Annotated in this window: 14 protein-coding genes and 1 riboswitch; of the genes, 10 read left to right on the top strand and 4 right to left on the bottom strand. The window is 47.9% G+C overall.

Going from position 1 to position 18,345, the window contains the following annotated elements; genetic code table 11:
- Positions 1-19: 19 nt before the first annotated feature.
- Positions 20-2,368 (bottom strand): type I DNA topoisomerase, encoded by a 2,349-nt coding sequence (gene topA, locus FN124_RS03430; protein WP_142683386.1) that lies wholly within the window; start codon positions 2,366-2,368, stop codon positions 20-22.
- Positions 2,369-2,594: 226 nt separating this feature from the next.
- On the opposite strand from topA, the gene FN124_RS03425 reads away from it, so the two are divergent.
- Genes FN124_RS03425 through FN124_RS03410 form a run of 4 tightly spaced genes read left to right on the top strand, consistent with a single transcriptional unit; the run spans position 2,595 to position 5,452 of the window.
- Positions 2,595-3,359 carry a Rossmann-like and DUF2520 domain-containing protein gene (locus tag FN124_RS03425; protein ID WP_142683385.1) on the top strand — a complete coding sequence of 255 codons (765 nt, stop codon included), beginning with the start codon at positions 2,595-2,597 and terminating at the stop codon, positions 3,357-3,359.
- A 43-nt stretch (positions 3,360-3,402) separates the two neighbouring features.
- A complete protein-coding gene (locus FN124_RS03420) occupies positions 3,403-3,924 on the top strand; it encodes a KdsC family phosphatase (RefSeq protein ID WP_142683384.1) in 522 nt (173 codons plus the stop codon).
- A 14-nt stretch (positions 3,925-3,938) separates the two neighbouring features.
- Positions 3,939-4,880: a geranylgeranylglycerol-phosphate geranylgeranyltransferase gene (locus FN124_RS03415; RefSeq protein WP_142683383.1), complete on the top strand. Its 942-nt coding sequence runs from the start codon at positions 3,939-3,941 to the stop codon at positions 4,878-4,880.
- A gap of 2 nt (positions 4,881-4,882) precedes the next feature.
- Positions 4,883-5,452, top strand: a complete 570-nt coding sequence (locus tag FN124_RS03410; protein WP_142683382.1) for a Maf family protein — start codon at positions 4,883-4,885, stop codon at positions 5,450-5,452.
- 65 nt (positions 5,453-5,517) lie between these two features.
- On the opposite strand, the gene FN124_RS03405 is transcribed toward FN124_RS03410, so the two are convergent.
- Together FN124_RS03405 and FN124_RS03400 are read right to left on the bottom strand one after the other, a co-directional pair.
- Positions 5,518-6,699 carry a homoserine dehydrogenase gene (locus FN124_RS03405; RefSeq protein WP_142683381.1) on the bottom strand — a complete coding sequence of 394 codons (1,182 nt, stop codon included), beginning with the start codon at positions 6,697-6,699 and terminating at the stop codon, positions 5,518-5,520.
- A 98-nt stretch (positions 6,700-6,797) separates the two neighbouring features.
- On the bottom strand, positions 6,798-7,976 hold the full coding sequence (locus FN124_RS03400; protein WP_142683380.1) for a trans-sulfuration enzyme family protein: 1,179 nt from the start codon (positions 7,974-7,976) through the stop codon (positions 6,798-6,800).
- 185 nt (positions 7,977-8,161) lie between these two features.
- Positions 8,162-8,279, bottom strand: a riboswitch (SAM riboswitch).
- Between the two features lie 127 nt (positions 8,280-8,406).
- On the opposite strand from FN124_RS03400, the gene FN124_RS03395 reads away from it, so the two are divergent.
- On the top strand, positions 8,407-9,690 hold the full coding sequence (locus FN124_RS03395; RefSeq protein WP_142683379.1) for a DUF2851 family protein: 1,284 nt from the start codon (positions 8,407-8,409) through the stop codon (positions 9,688-9,690).
- A gap of 213 nt (positions 9,691-9,903) precedes the next feature.
- On the opposite strand, the gene FN124_RS03390 is transcribed toward FN124_RS03395, so the two are convergent.
- On the bottom strand, positions 9,904-10,311 hold the full coding sequence (locus FN124_RS03390; RefSeq protein WP_142683378.1) for an OsmC family protein: 408 nt from the start codon (positions 10,309-10,311) through the stop codon (positions 9,904-9,906).
- A 166-nt stretch (positions 10,312-10,477) separates the two neighbouring features.
- Here FN124_RS03390 and FN124_RS03385 point away from each other — a divergent pair, with 166 nt between their 5' ends.
- The 5 genes from FN124_RS03385 to FN124_RS03365 all read left to right on the top strand — a co-directional run bounded on the left by FN124_RS03385 (position 10,478) and on the right by FN124_RS03365 (position 18,343).
- Entirely contained in the window at positions 10,478-11,305 is an 828-nt protein-coding gene (locus tag FN124_RS03385) for a hypothetical protein (RefSeq protein WP_142683377.1), read from the top strand.
- A gap of 36 nt (positions 11,306-11,341) precedes the next feature.
- The gene (gene lipA, locus FN124_RS03380) at positions 11,342-12,241 is read left to right on the top strand and encodes a lipoyl synthase (RefSeq protein WP_079468971.1); all 900 of its coding nucleotides are present in this window, start codon (positions 11,342-11,344) and stop codon (positions 12,239-12,241) included.
- Positions 12,242-12,644: 403 nt separating this feature from the next.
- Complete coding sequence (locus FN124_RS03375) at positions 12,645-13,979, top strand: TolC family protein (RefSeq protein ID WP_142683376.1); 1,335 nt, start codon at positions 12,645-12,647, stop codon at positions 13,977-13,979.
- Positions 13,980-14,006: 27 nt separating this feature from the next.
- On the top strand, positions 14,007-15,131 hold the full coding sequence (locus FN124_RS03370) for an efflux RND transporter periplasmic adaptor subunit (protein ID WP_260607312.1): 1,125 nt from the start codon (positions 14,007-14,009) through the stop codon (positions 15,129-15,131).
- A gap of 29 nt (positions 15,132-15,160) precedes the next feature.
- Entirely contained in the window at positions 15,161-18,343 is a 3,183-nt protein-coding gene (locus tag FN124_RS03365; protein ID WP_142683374.1) for an efflux RND transporter permease subunit, read from the top strand.
- Positions 18,344-18,345 lie beyond the last annotated feature (2 nt).

Genomic DNA, 18,345 nt, shown 5'->3' with positions numbered 1-18,345 from the left:
GCATATTCTTACCACAGCGTTATTCAGCTTTCTTCTTCCTGGGAGGCGCCTTTTTCTTAGGTGGATTGGCTTTAACGTCCTCAATAATCGCTTTGGCTTCTTCCACGGTCAGATCAGCAGCGTTATCTATTTTTTCCTTCGGTATCTTATAGTTCTTCAGGCCTTGTTTGATATAAGGGCCATACGGTCCTTTCAGGATCTGAATTTTTTCCTTTTCAAATATTTTGATGGTCCGTTCATCCTTGGCAGTACGTTTTTCTGCAATCAACGGTGCTACTTCATCCAGTTCCACGGTGTAAGGGTCCATTTCCTTTTTCAGGGAATAGAATTTCTTATCGTGCTGTGCATACGGACCAAAACGGCCGATGTTGATAATCACATCGGAATCTTCAAACTGGCCGATGTTACGGGGCAGTTTAAACAATTCCATAGCCTCATCCAGTGTAATGGTTTCAATGCTTTGTGTGGCCTTTAACTTGGCAAAGCGCGGCTTTTCCTCATCTTCCACGCTACCTATCTGGATCATAGGTCCATAACGGCCCATACGTGCTACAATCGGTTTACCGGTAGCGGCATCGGTACCCAGCGGACGTTCGCCTTTCACCCGCTCTGCATTTTCGAGGGTGTTTTCCACATCTTTATGGAAAGGAGAATAAAATTCGCTGATCATCTTATTCCATACCTTTTTACCGCTGGCAATTTCATCAAATTCCTCTTCAATCTTGGCAGTAAAACCGTAGTCCATTACATTATTAAAGTACTGGTTCAGGAAGTCGGTTACAATCATTCCCAGGTCTGTAGGGAATAATTTCGACTTTTCTGCCCCGGTATTTTCTGAGTCGGTTTGTTTGGTGATCTTATCGGCCTTAAGCAGCAGGATACGGAAATCCCTTTTCACGCCTTCCTTATCCCTTTTCTCCACATAATTACGTTTCTGAATGGTGGTAATAGTAGGAGCATAAGTAGATGGACGGCCAATGCCCAGTTCCTCCAGTTTCTTTACCAGGCTGGCTTCCGTATAACGGGGAGCCGGGCGGGAGAACCTTTCGGTGGCTTTCATTTCTTTCAGATCCAGGGATTGTTTTACGGCCAGTGGAGGTAAAGAACCTTCCTGTTCTTCCGTTTCATCTTCATCATCGTGGCTTTCCATGTATACTTTCAGGAAGCCGTCGAATTTCAGTACTTCCCCGCTGGCGGTCAGCTCTTCGTGGTTGGTAGAGATATCGATCTTGGCGATGGTTTTTTCCAGTTCTGCATCAGCCATCTGGCTGGCAATGGTGCGTTTCCAGATCAGTTCGTACAGTTTGCGGGTGTCGCTGTCGTCTACCGTGGTGTTTTCCATGTAGGTAGGGCGGATGGCTTCGTGCGCTTCCTGTGCGGACTCATTTTTATTTTTGAATTTCCGGTGCTGATGGTATTTGTCACCGAAACTGGTTTTAATGGCTTTTTCAATTTCACTTACCGCGGTATCAGACAGGTTTACGGAGTCGGTACGCATGTAAGTGATATTACCGCTTTCATACAGCTTCTGGGCCAGCAACATGGTTTTGGAAACGCTGTAGCCGAGTTTGCGGCTGGCTTCCTGTTGCAGGGTGGAAGTGGTGAACGGTGCTGCGGGCGATTTCTTGCCGGGTTTTACCTGTATATCTTTTACGGTATAGGCGGCGCCAACACATTGCTGCAGGAATTTCTCCGCATCTTCCGCGGTTTTGAATTTACCCGGGCCCTCGGCTTTGAAGGAAATATTCTTACCATTAATATCCTTACCGGTGAAATAAGCTTCCACTTTAAAGGTGCTCACGGAATTGAAAGTGTTGATCTCTCTTTCCCTTTCCACGATCAGTCGAACCGCTACGGATTGCACACGGCCGGCCGACAGGGAATTGCGCATACTCATTTTACGCCACAGCACGGGGGAGATCTCAAAGCCTACAATACGATCTAAAATACGGCGGGCCTGCTGCGCATTTACCCGGTCCATATCCAGCTTGCGCGGATGTTGTACGGCATTTTCTATGGCAGGCTTGGTAATTTCATGGAAAACAATACGTTTGGTCGTTTTGGGGTCAAGGTTCAATACCTCGCACAGATGCCAGGAAATGGCCTCCCCTTCACGGTCCTCATCCGTGGCCAGCCATACCTCATCGGTATCCTTCGCCAGCTTCCTCAGTTCCTTCACCACCTTTTCCTTATCTTCCGGGATCACATACTTAGGCTTGAAGTTGTTATCAATGTCTATCCCCATGTCATCCTTCTCCAGGTCACGTATGTGACCGAAGCAGGACTTGACTTCGAAGTCTTTGCCCAATATTTTTTCTATGGTCTTGGCTTTCGCCGGGGACTCAACTATAACTAAATTTTTTGCCATGTATGCTTCTTTAATGTGCTGCTAAATACGCAAAATTCTACAAAATAATTACTTCTATGAATTCCGCAATAATATAAAAGTACCTTCAAATTAAAAAATAAGGTCGCTTTTAAACGTTAAAATACGTTGTAATGTAATGAAAAAAACGGGTACCCGCTAAAACACGTATATTAGAAACCACGAATCCGATCGATACCGGCGGTTTGTTATTTTAAAATTAAATATAATGGATGTAGTTATCGTTGGCACTGGCAATGTTGCGCATTGTTTCGGACATCTCCTCAAAATTCATGGTCACCAGGTAAAACAGGTGGTGAGCCGGCAGAAAGATCATGCCAGGGAGCTGGGAGAGATGCTCCATGCAGATTATACGAATGATCTGCAGGATATAAATATGGACGCGGATGTATACCTGCTTGCAGTGAGTGATGCGGCCATCCCTGAGCTGAACGACGAACTGCGCCTGGGAAAGCGTATGGTGGCGCATACGGCCGGAGCGGTGCCCCTGGCTGCCATCTCCAGGATATCCTCCAATACAGGGGTGGTGTATCCTTTACAGTCGATCCGCAAGGAGGTGAAAAATTACCCGCCCATCCCCGTGATGCTGGAGGCCAGCAACGACGAGGTGCTCAGGCGGCTGCAATCACTGGCCCAGAGTATTTCAGGCAGCGTTACGGTTACTTCTTCCGAACAGCGGTTGAAATACCATCTCACGGCCGTGCTGTGTAATAATTTTACCAATCACCTGATCGCCCAGGCAAAAGCCTATTGTGAAAAAGAGCAGCTGGATTTTAATTTACTGCAACCTATTATAAAGGAAACCTTCGACCGGCTGGAGAAATTTGCGCCGGAGCAGGTACAAACAGGGCCTGCATTGCGGCAGGATGATACTACAATGAGCCTGCACCGGGATCTGCTGGCCGGCGATCCCTACCTGCAGCTGGTATACCAGGTCATGTCAGACGCTATTTTCCAGTTCCATAATAAATAGGGAATAATCGATTGTTAATGCGTAATTGGCTATTTTTGGCCCCATGAACGTATTGGCTTTATTTAAATCTATCACCACCTTTGTACTGGATGTGGATGGTGTGCTTACGGATGGCACCCTGCAATTGCTGCCGGGCGGCGAAATGTCGCGCAGAATGAATATTAAGGATGGCTATGCGCTGCAACTGGCGGTGAAAAAGGGTTACCGGGTAGTGATCATCTCAGGGGGAAAATCGGAAAGCGTGGTGAGCAGGTTACAGGGGCTGGGTATAAAAGATATCTATACAGGGGTACACGATAAGCAGGAGAAACTGCAGGATTATGTTTTTGAAAATGATCTTCGCTGGGACGAGATATTATATATGGGAGATGATATCCCGGATTACCTGCCTATGCAACTGGTAGCTTTACCCACCTGCCCCGCAGATGCAGCAGCCGAAATAAAAAGTATTTCGAGGTACGTGTCCCCTCTGCCCGGGGGCCATGGTTGCGTAAGAGAGGTAATGGAAAAAGTATTGAAACTGAACGGACATTGGTTAATGGATGAAGGAATCGCATCGAAATAATAAAAGAGAAAACTATGAAGCTCTGGGCTGCATTTTTTAAACTGATCAGGTACCCGAACCTGGTATATATTGCCCTCACCCAGTTTTTACTGCAATACTGCGTGGTAGAGCCGGTGTTACGCAGCTCCGGCGAAGAGCCGTCGCTACCGGTTCCCCAGTTTGTTTTACTGAGCCTGTCTACCATACTGGTGGCGGCTGCGGGTTATATTATCAACGACTATTTTGATATAAATATAGACATCATCAACAAGCCGGATAAGATGGTGCTGGATAAAATCATCAGTCGGCGCTGGGCAATGGCCTGGCATACCATGCTTAACCTGGCCGGCGTATCGCTGGGGTTTGTGGTGGCATGGAAAACCGGGCAGTTCTATCTTGGCTTTACACAGGTGATCTGTTCACTACTGCTCTGGTTTTATTCCACTTCTTTTAAAAGACAGGTGCTGATCGGGAATGTGGTCATTTCCCTGTTAACCGCCCTGGCCGTGGTGGTGGTGGGCTTTTACGAAAGCCAGATCTATCATAGTTTTGAAGCCATCATTTCGCCTACCGGCAGGAAGCTGATACAGATCATTGGGGTATATGCATTATTTGCTTTTCTTATTTCCATGGTCCGGGAAATTGTGAAGGACCTGGAAGATATGATGGGCGACAGTAAAGACGGATGCCGCACCCTGCCCATCGCCTGGGGAGTACTGGCAGCCAAGCGTTTTTGTAATGCCCTTTTGCTGGCATTGGTAATTATTATCCTCCTGGTAGAGATCAGGGTATGGATTTTGGGCTGGTATGCAGCCATCGGTTACCTGCTCCTGTTTGTACAGGCGCCCTGTGCCTACATTTACGTGTTGCTGAAAAAGGCAAGTCTCCCAGAACATTATCACAAGGTAAGCTCACTGGTAAAAGTGATTATGCTCACCGGAATTTTATCAATGATATTTTTTAAACTTTATTTATAGAGATGTATAACCGTGCACCCGTTGTCCTGGCTTCGCAGTCGCCGCGCAGAAAGCAATTGCTGGAACAGGCCGGCATTCCTTTCCAGGTGAAGGTGATAGAAACAGCAGAAACTTTTCCTCCCGAATTAGCCATTGTGGATATTCCCGTGCATATTGCGCGCCAGAAGGCCGCCGCCGTGCGGAAGCTGTGCGCTCCCGGCGATGTTATTATTGCTGCGGATACCGTGGTGGTACTGGACAATGATATTATCGGCAAGCCAAAGAACCGGGAAGATGCCATTAACATTTTATCGCGGCTCAGCGCAAGAGAACATCGTGTAGTCACCGGCGTTATTATCAGGCAGGGAGAGAGGGAAGTAGCTTTTTCCAAAACAACGGCTGTACATTTCAAGCCGTTAACCACGGAGCAGATCACTTATTATGTGGATGAGTACAAACCTTTCGACAAGGCAGGCGCCTATGCCATACAGGAATGGATCGGTGCTGTGGGGATAGACAGTATAAATGGTTGCTTCTATAATGTAATGGGGCTACCGGTAAGCAGGGTAGTGGAAGAGCTGGAAAATTTTTAATCAATAAGAACGGCGCAGAGAACTGCGCCGCAATCATGATTGGTTTTTGCTTTATTACATCTCTTTTATTCCAATACCAGGATATTCACATCTTTATTTTTCAGCCAGCCGGCTTCTCTCAGCTTCTGCAGGTTGATAGCACCTACCACATAGCGCCATTCAGTAGACTCATATTTTTCAGAGATATTAAAGAACTCTGCCAGGTCCACCTGGTCGGGCGATTTGTAGCGCAGGTATACTTTCAGTTTTACATCATTCGTAAAGCTGGGCTGGTTGTTTTGTTTGATCTTTTTGTACTCGTAGCGGTAGTTGTACAGCAGTGCGGAGATATCCGATAATACGGCGCTGCCGGTGGCGGTACCGCCTGCGCCTTTACCTACAAAGAACTGTTTGTCGGTGAATGCGCTTTCCAGCAGGATACCGTTGTATTCGTTGTACACATCGTAGAGCAGGTTGTGCTCCCTGATCAGGTGTGGCAGTACATAAGCGAATACATGCCCGTTCTGACGGCGGCATTGTGCAATGAGTTTGATAGTACAATTCCTTTGTTTGGCAAACTGGATATCAAAATCATTCAGGTGATGGATACCGAAGTTGAACACTTCTTCCGGTTTCACAAAAGTACCGAATGCGTGGAGCAGCAGGATCACTATTTTGAATTTCGGATCATATCCTTCGATATCCAGTGTAGGATCTGTTTCCGCGAAACCCAGGTCTTGCGCTTGTTGCAGGGCGGTGGTAAAGCTGAGGTTCTCTTCAAATATTTTTGTAAGAATATAATTTGTAGAGCCGTTACAGATACCTTCCACTGCATTGAGCAGGTCGTTATCGTAGTATTCTTCCAGGTTACGGATAATGGGAATACTTGCGCAGCTGGATGCTTCATACAGGAAGGGTACTTTGTTTTCCGCCTGCAGCTGGTACAGAGCCGGCAGGTTTTCAGCGATCATTCGTTTGCTGGCGCTTACTACGGCTTTACCGTTGCGGAGCGCTTTGCTCACTATTTCAAAGGCTGCTTCGGTTTCATTGATCAGCTCTACTACTACGTCAATGGTAGGATCTTCGAGTATTTCATTTTTGTCTGTCGTAAAATAACTGCTGTCGATCGGCCTTGATTTATTAGGATCTTTAATACAGATCTTTTTGATCCGTGCATTAATACCTTTTGTTCTGTTCAAAACTTCATAGAGTCCTTGTCCTACGACGCCGAATCCGAAAATGCCTAAATTGATGATCTTGTTTTCCATACTTTTTTTGAGCTTGCAGCCTTAGCAATCAGTCTTTCGCCGTGCAGAGATGATCAGTTTCCGTACATTGAAAGTGGTGTTACCAACCACTAATGGCTTTATTGTAAAACTGTAATTTGCTTGCCGGCCGGATGGTTTAGTCTGTCCAGCGCCTGTTTCAGGTCGTTGATCAGGTCATCGGCATCTTCAATGCCTACTGATAAACGGATGCAGGAATCCTGTAGTCCTGTTTTTCTACGGAATTCTTCCGGGATGGTACGATGCGTCATGGTGGCCGGGTGGGCCAGCATGCTTTTCACGCCGCCAAAGCTTTCTGCCAGCTTAAATAATTTGGTAGCGTTTACGATACGGATCGCATTTTTGATATTGTCGCTTTTCAGGGAAAAGCTTACCAGAGCGCCGTAATTTTTTTGTTGTTTACGGGCGATGTGGTGATTTTTGTGGGTGGCCAGCCCGGGATAGAACACTTTATCCACTGCAGGATGTGTGGCCAGCCAGTTAGCGATGGCGCTGGCGTTGCTGCATTGTTTTTCCAGGCGGAGGTACAGTGTTTCAATACCGCGTATAGTAAGCCATGCTTCAAAGGGGCTGAGTATACTGCCGGAAATATTCTGGTTATAGCGGATCTGGTCTGCCAGTGTTTTTGAGTTCACTACTACAAGGCCGGCGATCACATCGCAATGGCCTGCCAGGTATTTGGAGGCGCTGTGGATCACAAGATCTGCGCCCAGTGTTAACGGCTGTTGCAGTAATGGGGTACTGAAGGTATTGTCTACCGCCAGCAGGATATTATGCTGTTTGGCAATTTTGCTGATAGATTTAATATCAGATACGCGCAAAGTGGGATTGGTGGGCGATTCCAGCCAGATGATCCTTGTATTGGGCGTAATGGCGGCCAGTACTTTATCGAGGTTGCTGGTATCTACAAAATTCACTTTGATCCCAAAGCGTTCAAACATGTGGTTAAAGATCTGGAAGATGCCGCCGTAGGTGTCTTCCACGGCCATGATCTCATCGCCGGACTTTAACAGCTTCAGCACTGCATCTATGGCCGACATACCGCTGGCAAACGCAAACCCGGCAAACCCTTCTTCCAGGTTGCAGATGAGGTCTTCCAGCACTTTTCTCGTGGGGTTGTTTGCCCGCGAAAATTCAAAGCCTTTATTGATGCCGGGTGATTCCTGCACAAAAGTGGACGTTTGATAGATAGGCACAGAAATGGCGCCTGTCAGTTCGTCTACCGGTATGCTGTGAATCAGTTGTGTAGCTGTTTTCATGTTATAAATTATTTTTAATGATGTTCAATGTGCACAATTGCCAACTGCAACGATATCATTAAAGATCAACTTAAACAACAACAAATCCATGAAAGGGGCGGGGAGGGGGCATAAAAAAAGCTCTCCCGTTTGTTGGAAGAGCTCCTTTAGAAAGTTATATATATCTGTGAAGTATTATCTCTGCCAACTTATCTTTCCCCGGTTTGCACCAGGGCAGGAATTAGCACCTTTTTCCTGATCATAGATCAGGAAAGGTTGCTAAGGCATCGCAGGGCCAAGTCCCTCCGCCTTTCTGGATAAGTGATGTGTAAGAACTGGCGCAAAGGTAATATCACTTTAGGCAGATTTCCAAATTGGAGTTGTTTTTTATTTATTAACCGGTGTTTTATTACCTTTGGATGATATTATTTTATACCCAACCATATCTTTTATGTTTGTTAACCCGTTGCTCTCAGAAGAGCTGTTCCAGCATATCTGGGCCTTCCGGCTATTTAAGCAGGATCATCTGACCACTACCGGCGGAGAGCCGGTACAGGTAATATTTCCAGGCGTTCATAACCACAATGGCGGACCGGATTTTTCGGCTGCAAAGATCAGGATCGGCGCTACTTTATGGGTAGGCCAGGTGGAGCTGCACCTGCGCACATCCGACTGGTTCCGGCACGGGCATCAGTATAATGCACAATACGGCCGTATTATCCTGCATGTGGTGTTTGTGCACGACATGCCCGATGTTGTTACCGGGAATGCCCCCTGCCTGGAATTGCAGCAGCATATCCCCAAGGTGCTCCTGCAACGTTATGAGCAGTTGAAATCATTATCGCCCTTTGTGCCATGTGCCCCCCATGCCGTGCAGGTGCCGCAGCTGATCTGGCTAAGCTGGAAGGAGCGGTTGCTGGCGGAGCGCTGGGAACGTAAGATCAGCAGCCTGCGGGCCTGGCTGCAGCATAATCATTACAATTGGGAGGAAGTGTGCTACTGGGCAGTGGCGCAGAGTTATGGTACACCGGTAAATGCCTTGCCTTTCCTGCAGGTGGCGCAGTCGCTTCCCTATAAAACGCTGATGCGGTACCGGCACCTGCTGCTCCAGGTAGAGGCGCTGCTGTTTGGCCAGGCAGGGATGCTGGAAGCCCCGCAAACCGACGGATATGCGTTACAGTTACAGGATGTTTACGGGCACCTGCAGCACAAATTCCGGCTCAGTCCAATTCCAGCCCACCACTGGAACTGGCTGCGGATGCGCCCTGCAGCCTTTCCCACCATGCGGCTGGCCACTTTTGCCGCATTGCTGCAACAATCCACCCACCTGTTTTCCCGGATCCTGGAAGCCCCCGATGTAACGGCCCTGGAACAACTTTTTTTCGTGCAGCCATCGGCGTACTGGCATACGCATTACCGTTTCGGGCACCCCGTAGCGCGCACGCAGCGGCCCGGGAAGCAGGCGGTACAGGGTATCCTGATCAACACGGTGCTGCCCCTGCTGTTCCTGTACGGACAGGATAAGAATGGCAAATATTACCAGGAAAAAGCCCTGCATTTCCTGCAGCAGCTGCCGCCGGAAAGGAACCATATCACTAACAGCTGGAGCCAGCTGGGCATTGGCCAGGAAAGCGCTTTGGAATCGCAGGCACTGCTGCAGCTGAAACAGCATTATTGTGATGAGAAAAGGTGCCTGCAGTGCGCTATAGGAGTGAAGATCATTTCAGGTGTGTAAGTGGATTTTGTCTTGGAACACTGATTACGATGATTTTGATGATTACTTTGATTTTATTCTTTTAAGCGTATAAAAATATTAAGGAAGACATAAGCGGATATCGCTTTTATCTCCCTTTATTATTACAAAAACTCAAAAATAAAATCAAAGTAATCATCAAAATCATCGTAATCAGTGTTCCAAGACAAAATCCGCATCGCCGGAGGCGGTGCATTACCAATTAAAGGTGACATCCTGTACAATGTCCGGGTGCACGCTCATGGCCACCGGGCAGGTATGTGCCGCCCTTTCCAGGATGGTCCGTTCTTTTTCACCAAGGCCATGGCCTTCGGGGAAGTCGAATACGATGGTGATGCCCGTGATACGGCGCGGGTCTGTGCCCATTATTTTCTGTACGCTTACTTTGGTGCCCTCAATGGCCCAGTTATTATCCATAGCCTTAATGCCCATAATGCTGAGCATACAGGAGCCCAGGGCAGTGGCTACAAGGTCGGTGGGAGAAAATCTTTCCCCCCTGCCACGGTTGTCAACAGGTGCATCTGTTTCGATAACAGTGCCTGATTGCAAATGGGTGGCGGTGGTACGTAACTGGCCGGTATAGATAATAGATGCTGTTTGCATGATATCTTTTTAAATGATCAATCCGTAAAATTAAATGTATTTTTATTATAAGTGTATCCATGGCAGTAAAGGTCCCTGGTAAACTAAAAAAAAATTAGCTACGTTTGTAATATATACATAACAATACCTTTGTTCAAGCGTTTATTTATTATAATAATAGCCCACTGTGAAAAAAATATACTTAATCCTGTTTTTAGCAACAATATCCGGCGGTTTGTTTGCGCAAACCACCACCCGGCAGCAAAGCACCAAGAAAAGTGATAAGGAACAGCGTAAGCTGAAAAAGATCTCCATTTTCCGCGAACAGGAAGAGGGAGAGAATGTTTTCCAGCGTGATTTTTCTGCAGGGGCAAGGCTGAACACCGACGGATGGTCTGGTTTTGCGGAACTGGGATACCGGAAAACGAGGAAAAAAGTGAATTATTTCCAGTTTGAGTTTGGGGAGAAGAAGAGTAATAAGGAAGTAAAGGTCAATAGCGGGTATGCCTTTACCCAGCGCCCATATATATACGGTAAACAGAATAATTTTTACCAGGCCAAACTGGGTGTAGGCCAACGGTACCTGATTGGCGGTAAAGCCAATAAAAACGGGGTGGAGGTAGACGCTGTCTATTATGGAGGCGTATCCCTGGGGCTGGTAAAACCCTATTACCTGAATGTGCAGAATGAAACGGGTGAAAATGTGGATATCAAGTACACCCCTGAAACTGCAGACCTTTTCCTGCACAAAGAGCAGATCAACGGCGCGGGTGGTTTCGGAAAAGGATGGAACAACCTCAGCGTGGTTCCGGGATTGCATGCCAAATTGGGTATGCGGTTCGACTGGGCCCATTTCAACGAGGTGGTGAGCGCCCTGGAAGTGGGAGTGAATGGTGAATATTATACCAAAAAGATCCCTATTATGGTGGTAGTAGATGGAGTTGACCCGAATAAACAGTTCTTTTTTAATGCATATGTCAGCATCCAATTCGGGAAGCGCTGGAATAAGAGATAAGTATTAACTTTGCTTTTCTAAAGAAAGGAATAAGCGATGCAAGAACTACCCGTAATAGCCGCCGAACCGGCTACAACAAGAGTGAAAAAGCCCGACTGGCTGCGCGTTAAATTACCCATAGGCGAGAATTATAAACAGGTTAGAAACCTGGTAGATACCCATAAATTACATACGATCTGTGAAAGTGGCAACTGCCCTAATATGGGCGAATGCTGGGGAGCCGGCACCGCTACTTTTATGATCCTGGGAAACATCTGTACCCGTAGCTGCGGCTTTTGTGCCGTAGCCACCGGCCGTCCGGAAGCAGTGGATTTCGATGAGCCGCAACGAGTGGCGGAAGCCATTTACCTGATGAAAGTAAAACATGCCGTTATCACCTCTGTAGACAGGGACGAGCTGAAAGACGGCGGTTCCATCATCTGGGCCAACACCATCAATGCTGTAAGGGCGCTGAATCCTGAAACCACCATGGAAACCCTTATCCCGGACTTCCGTGGCCAGTGGGAAAACCTCCAGCGTATCATTGATGTGGCGCCTGAAATTGTATCACACAACCTGGAAACGGTAGAACGTTTAACCAAGCAGGTAAGGATACAGGCCAAATATCACCGCAGCCTGGAAGTGATCCGTCGCCTGAAAGAAGGTGGCATGCGCACCAAGAGCGGTATTATGCTCGGTTTGGGCGAAACAAAAGAAGAAGTGGTACAGGCCATGCAGGACCTGTACGATAACGGTTGTGATGTGGTAACGCTGGGCCAGTACCTGCAGCCTACACCAAAACATCTGCCCGTGGCACGCTTTGTTCATCCTGATGAATTTGCAGAATTACGCGAGATAGGTTATAACATGGGACTCGACTACGTAGAGTCAGGACCGTTAGTAAGATCATCCTATCACGCAGAAAAACATATTGTCAGCGGTCGTAATAAAGGATGACCGGAACTGATTTTCACTTATTTGTTAAAATCCACCCGGAAGGGTGGATTTTTGTTTTCATAACGTTATCTTAGCGCCCGAATTCGTTTTACCTAAACAACAAGATTAGTTGTTGTATACCTACTTCGCTGTTATACGTTGTATTCAGATACCTGGAACCACTCTGGAAACCGTGCGTTAAAGTTCCAGATGATTTTGAATCCGCGACTCTCTAATCAACCTACCTGTTTGCTGTAATTATTACAGCCTGACATGTTTTTGCGGCAATTAAAAATGTTGTGATGCGGATAGCGTCGCAACAAATACAGGACAATAATGCTATGCCATTAAAAGCCGAGCTTTTTATGTATGCGTTATTTCCTTTCGATTGGTACAATGATGAACTGAATGTCAAAAGCCTTTTATGAAAAGAGCATTTTATTTGTTAGCTGTGGCATGCGGATTAATTATATCCCCGCAGGTATTTGCACAGCAATCTTCTGATTCCCTGTTAACCAGCGCTACCCTGCAGGACTGTGTAAGGTATGCCCTTACCCACCAGCCGGTTATCAGGCAATCGCTTATTGATGAAGCGATCACCGACCGGACAGTAAAGAGTAAACTGGCCGACTGGTACCCGCAGGTAAACCTGGATTATAACATCCAGCATTACCTGGAACTGCCCACTTCTATTTTTGGAGGTAATCCCACCAAAGTAGGCGTGGCAAATACTTCCACTGCATTGTTCGGGCTGAACCAGAACATCTTCACCCGTGACCTTTTACTGGCCACCAATACGGCAAGGGACATACGGAGGCAAAGCCGGCAAACAACCGCGCGTAACCAGATAGACCTGGTAGCAGATGTAAGCAAGGCCTACTATGATGTGCTTCTCACTACCGAACAGATCAAGGTACTGAACGAAGATATTACCCGCCTGGAAAGAAGCCTGAAAGATGCGAATAACCAGTATGCCAGCGGTGTGGTAGATAAAACCGATGCCAAACGCGCTACCATTTCGCTGAACAATGCACGCGCACAACAAAAGGCAGCGCGTGAGCTGCTTACAGCCAAACAGGCCTACCTGAAACAGCTGATGGGATACCCGGTGAACAGCGGAGATGTACCGCTTACAGAAGACTCTGCAGCTGTGGCCGCACAGGTAACCGGCGCAGATACCCTGCTTACCGCAGATTATAAAAACCGTATCGAGTACCAGTTACTGGAAACGAATCAAAGCCTGCAGCAAGCCAACCTGAAATATAACAAATGGAGCTATCTGCCCACGGTATCTGCATTTATCAATTACTCCTTTGCTTATCAGAACGAACAGTTTGGCAAATTGTACAGCGAGAACTATCCGAACTCCTTACTGGGATTGAAGCTATCCTTACCCATTTTCCAGGGAGGAAAAAGAGTGCACAACATCCGCATGGCAGAGCTGCAGTTACAGCGTACCCAATGGGATTTTGCGGCTTTAAGAAGCCAGATCAATTCGCAGTATGCGCAGGCGATGGCCAATTATAAAAGTAATTACAACGACTATCTCACATTGAAGGAAAATGTGCAGATGGCACAGGATGTATATGATATGTTACAGCTGCAGTATAAGGAAGGGATCAAAACCTATCTCGATGTACTGGTGTCTGAAACAGAACTGCGTACCGCGCAGCTGAATTTTTATAACTCCATGTACCAGGTATTGTCCAGCCGGATAGACCTGCAAAAAGCATTAGGAACCTTAACAGCTAATTATTAAATGGTAACCGGAACGGATATGAAAAAAATGAACCACATTGTCTTAATCAGCGCTGCCAGCATCCTGGGCTTTACTGCCTGTAAAGGTCCGGCCCAGAAGGGAGCGCCCGCTATGCCCCCTACACCGGTGAATATTACGGAGGCATCCGTAGCACCGGCCGTTTATTACGATAAATACCCCGCCACGGTAGTAGCGTTGAACCAGGTAGAACTGCGTTCCCAGGTATCAGGGTTTATTACCGGGATCTTTTTTAAAGAAGGTGAAGTAGTGCAGAAAGGAAAGCCCCTGTATGAAATAGACCGCCGCAAATATGAAGCGGCTTATTTGCAGGCACAGGCCAATGTAGCCAGTGCAAAAGCCAGCTTTGAAAGGGCAAAGAAAGATGACGACCGTTACCAGCGCCTGGCCGACCAGGATGCGGTGGCCCGCCAGATACTGGATAATGCGAAAGCAACCCTGGAAACTTCCCGCAGCCAGCTGGCTGCAGCAGAAGCCAATCTTGCTGCCGTTCGTACAGACCTGGATTATTCCCTGATCAAAGCGCCGTTTACCGGGCGTATAGGTATTTCACAGGTAAAGCTCGGCGCACAGGTGAGCCCCGGTACCACCCTGCTGAATACCATCTCCAGTGAAAACCCGATAGGAGTTGATTTCGTGATAACAGAAAATGAGATCTCCCGTTTTGCAGGCATGCAGGGTGGAAAAGCCAGCGACTCTACTTTCCGTCTGCAGTTATCCGATGGCACTGAGTTCGTACACGCCGGTAAGATCCTCGCCATTGACCGCGGGGTAGATAATCAAACCGGTACCATCCGTGTGCGTATCGAGTTCAATAACCCGGACGACAGGCTGAAAGACGGTATGAGCTGCGTATTGCGCGTGCTGAATGAGCAGTCCGGCGAAAGACTGATCATCCCTTATAAAGCGCTCACTGAGCAGATGGGGGAATACTTTGTATTTGTTGCAAAAGATTCCGTGGCTGCCCAGCAGAAAGTACACCTGGGACCGAGGATCGGCGACAGGATCGTGATCATGGATGGTATCCAGGCCGGTGATAAGGTGATCACAGAAGGCTTCCAGCGTTTACGCGATGGCGGCAAAATACAGATAGGAATACCAGCCGCTCCAACAGGTGCGCCTGCGAAGAAATAGTTTATCAGTAGAATCAACAGCAGAAGATCATGATTGCAGATACTTTTATAAAACGACCCGTGACGGCTATAGTAATATCTATAGTACTGGTACTGGTGGGAATACTGGCGATGATGAACCTGGCCATAGGTCAGTACCCGGAAATATCGCCTCCCACCGTACAGGTAACAGGTACCTATACCGGGGCGGATGCACAAACGGTGGAACAAACCGTAGCCACACCCGTGGAAGTGCAGGTGAACGGTACGCCGGGCATGACCTATATCAACACGAACAACACCAGCAGCGGGCAGATGAGCATGACGGTAAACTTTGAAGTGGGTACCGACATCAATATTGCCGCGCTGGATGTGCAGAACCGTGTGGGAATTGCGCAGCCTACCCTGCCACAGGAAGTACAGCGTTTAGGGCTCACCGTTAGAAAGCGTAACCCCAGTATCCTCATGCTGGTGGCACTGTACTCACCTAAAGGCACACACGATATCACCTTCCTGGATAACTATACCAACGTATATGTAAAAGATGCATTGCTGAGGGCAAAAGGGGTGGGCGATATCTTCACCCGTGCGGATGATTTCAGTATGCGTATCTGGCTGAAACCCGACAAGCTCGCTGAAATGGGCGTAACCGCCGATGATATCCGCGCAGCGCTGGCAGAGCAGAACGCGCAGATCACCGCTGGCTCTGTAGGCGCGCCGCCGCAGCAGGCAGGGCAAACATTTGAGTACAACATCTTCACAAAAGGACGTTTATCCACCCCGGAAGAATTTGGAAATATCATTGTTAAAACCCGTCCTTCAGACGGATCGCTGGTATACCTGAAAGATGTGGCCCGTGTACAGTTAGGTAAATTTAACTACTCCGGTAACAACTTCGTTGATGGTAAACGTGCTGCCTACCTGCTTGTATACCAGGCGCCGGGAAGTAACGCGATTGAAACTGCCAAAAATGTGACAGCTGCCATGGAAGAGCTGAAGAAGCAATTCCCCAACGATGTGGAATACGTAGTGCCTTTTGAATCCATTTCCGTAGTAAAAGTATCTATAGAAGAGGTGGTGCATACTATTGTGGAAGCGCTGATCCTGGTGGTGATCGTAGTATTCCTGTTCCTGCAGAGCTGGCGCGCTACGCTGATCCCGGTACTGGCTATCCCGGTATCCATTATCGCTACCTTCATCTTCTTTATACCACTTGGATTTACCATCAACACGCTTACCCTGTTCGGTTTCGTACTGGCAATCGGTATCGTGGTGGATGACGCCATTGTGGTGGTGGAAGCGGTGCAGCATAATATAGACCATGAGAAGATGTCGCCCAGGGATGCTACCGCAATGGCCATGAAGGAAATATCCGGACCGGTGATTGCGATTGCGCTGATCCTTGCAGCGGTGTTTGTACCGGTAGGATTTATACCAGGTATCGTAGGCCGGCTTTATCAGCAGTTTGCGATCACTATTGCCATCTCTGTAATGATCTCCGCATTTGTGGCGTTGTCATTAACACCGGCATTGTGTATCCTCCTGCTGAAACCCATGCACCTGGACAAAGATTCGAAAGGGCTGAACAAGTTCTTCTTTAAATTCAACCGCTGGTTTGGGCATACTACTTCCCGCTATTCTGTGGGCGTGAAAAAGAGTATCCGTTACTTCCGCTTTGTGATAGTGATCCTGGTCTGCATTTTTGTAGGTACCATGATGTTGTTCAAGAGCAAGCCAACAGGTTTTATACCAACGGAAGATGAAGGCCGTATCTACATTACGTTCGATTTGCCGGAGTCTTCTTCAACAGAGCGCACCCTGGCCGTAATGCAGCAAATGATGAAAGACCTGGATAATACGGAAGGTATTGCCCACTATGCTGCGCTCGGAGGATTGAACGTGGTAAACTTTGCTACTAAATCGAACAGTGCTACTATCTTCTGCCAGCTGAAACCATGGGATGAACGTAAGCCGGATTCCCTGCAGGTGTTCGGGCTTGTGGCCACGCTGCAGAAGAAATTGTCGAAATACAAAGAAGCCAATGTGGTGGTAATTCCACCGCCGGCCATTCCGGGCCTGGGTTCCACAGCAGGGTTCTCCTTTATACTGGAACAAAAGGGCGCCGGTGAAGTAAAGGCATTTGAAGGCGTGTTGCAGAACTTCCTGGCTGCTGCCAACAAGCGCCCGGAAATAGCGAAGGCGTTCTCTTTCTTCACCGCACGCACACCCGGCTACCAGCTGGATATTGACCGTGAAAAGGCGAAGAAAATGGGCGTGAAGATCTCCGATATTGCTACTGCATTACAAACATATATGGGTAGCGCCTATATCAACGACTTCACCATTTATGGCCGTAACTTCCGCGTGGTAACGCAGGCGGATTCCACTTACCGCGGTGATATCAAAAACCTTAGCCAGCTGTTTGTACGCAACAGCGCGGGTTCTATGGTGCCGTTAAGCGCTCTTACTTCCTATAAGGTAATAGAAAGCGCCCCGGTGATTTCCCACTATAACCTGTTCCGTTCTGCGGAAATAAACGGTAACCCGGCTCCGGGATACAGTAGTGGTGATGCCATCAATGCACTGAAGGAAGTGGCGGCGCAAACGCTGCCGGAAGGATATGGTTATGAGTTCTCGGGTTTGAGCCGTGAAGAGCTGTTGTCGGGATCCAAAACCATATATATTTTCGCCTTGTCTATCATCTTTGTATTCCTCTTCCTGGCCGCATTATACGAAAGCTGGTCTGTTCCGTTCTCCGTGCTCCTGGCGGTGCCTATCGGCGCCTTTGGGGCCATTACGGTGCTTACCTTCCTGCCTAAGCTGAGCAACAACGTATATGCACAGATCGGGTTAATTACACTGATTGGTTTGTCGGCCAAGAATGCGATCCTCATCGTGGAGTTTGCAAAAGAGCGGGTGGATAAGGGGATGGACCTGGTAACGGCGGCAGTGGAAGCAGCGAAGCTGCGTTTACGCCCCATTATCATGACATCGCTGGCCTTCCTGCTGGGTATCCTGCCACTGGTATTTTCTTCCGGTGCAGGTGCGGAAGCGCGTAAAACGATGGGCTGGACAGTATTGGGCGGTATGTTCACCGCTACATTCCTGGCCATCTTTATTGTGCCGGTGCTGTACGTGGTGATTACCCGTTTGGCTTACGGTAAGGAAAAGCTCCGTAAAATGAAAGAGAGCTACCAGGCAGTGCCAGAGCACGATGTGCAAGGCAGACTGTAATA

This window comes from Chitinophaga polysaccharea (assembly GCF_902150045.1).
In the GTDB taxonomy this organism is placed as follows: Bacteria; Bacteroidota; Bacteroidia; order Chitinophagales; family Chitinophagaceae; genus Chitinophaga; species Chitinophaga polysaccharea_A.
This window is presented reverse-complemented; position numbering and strand designations above follow the sequence as displayed.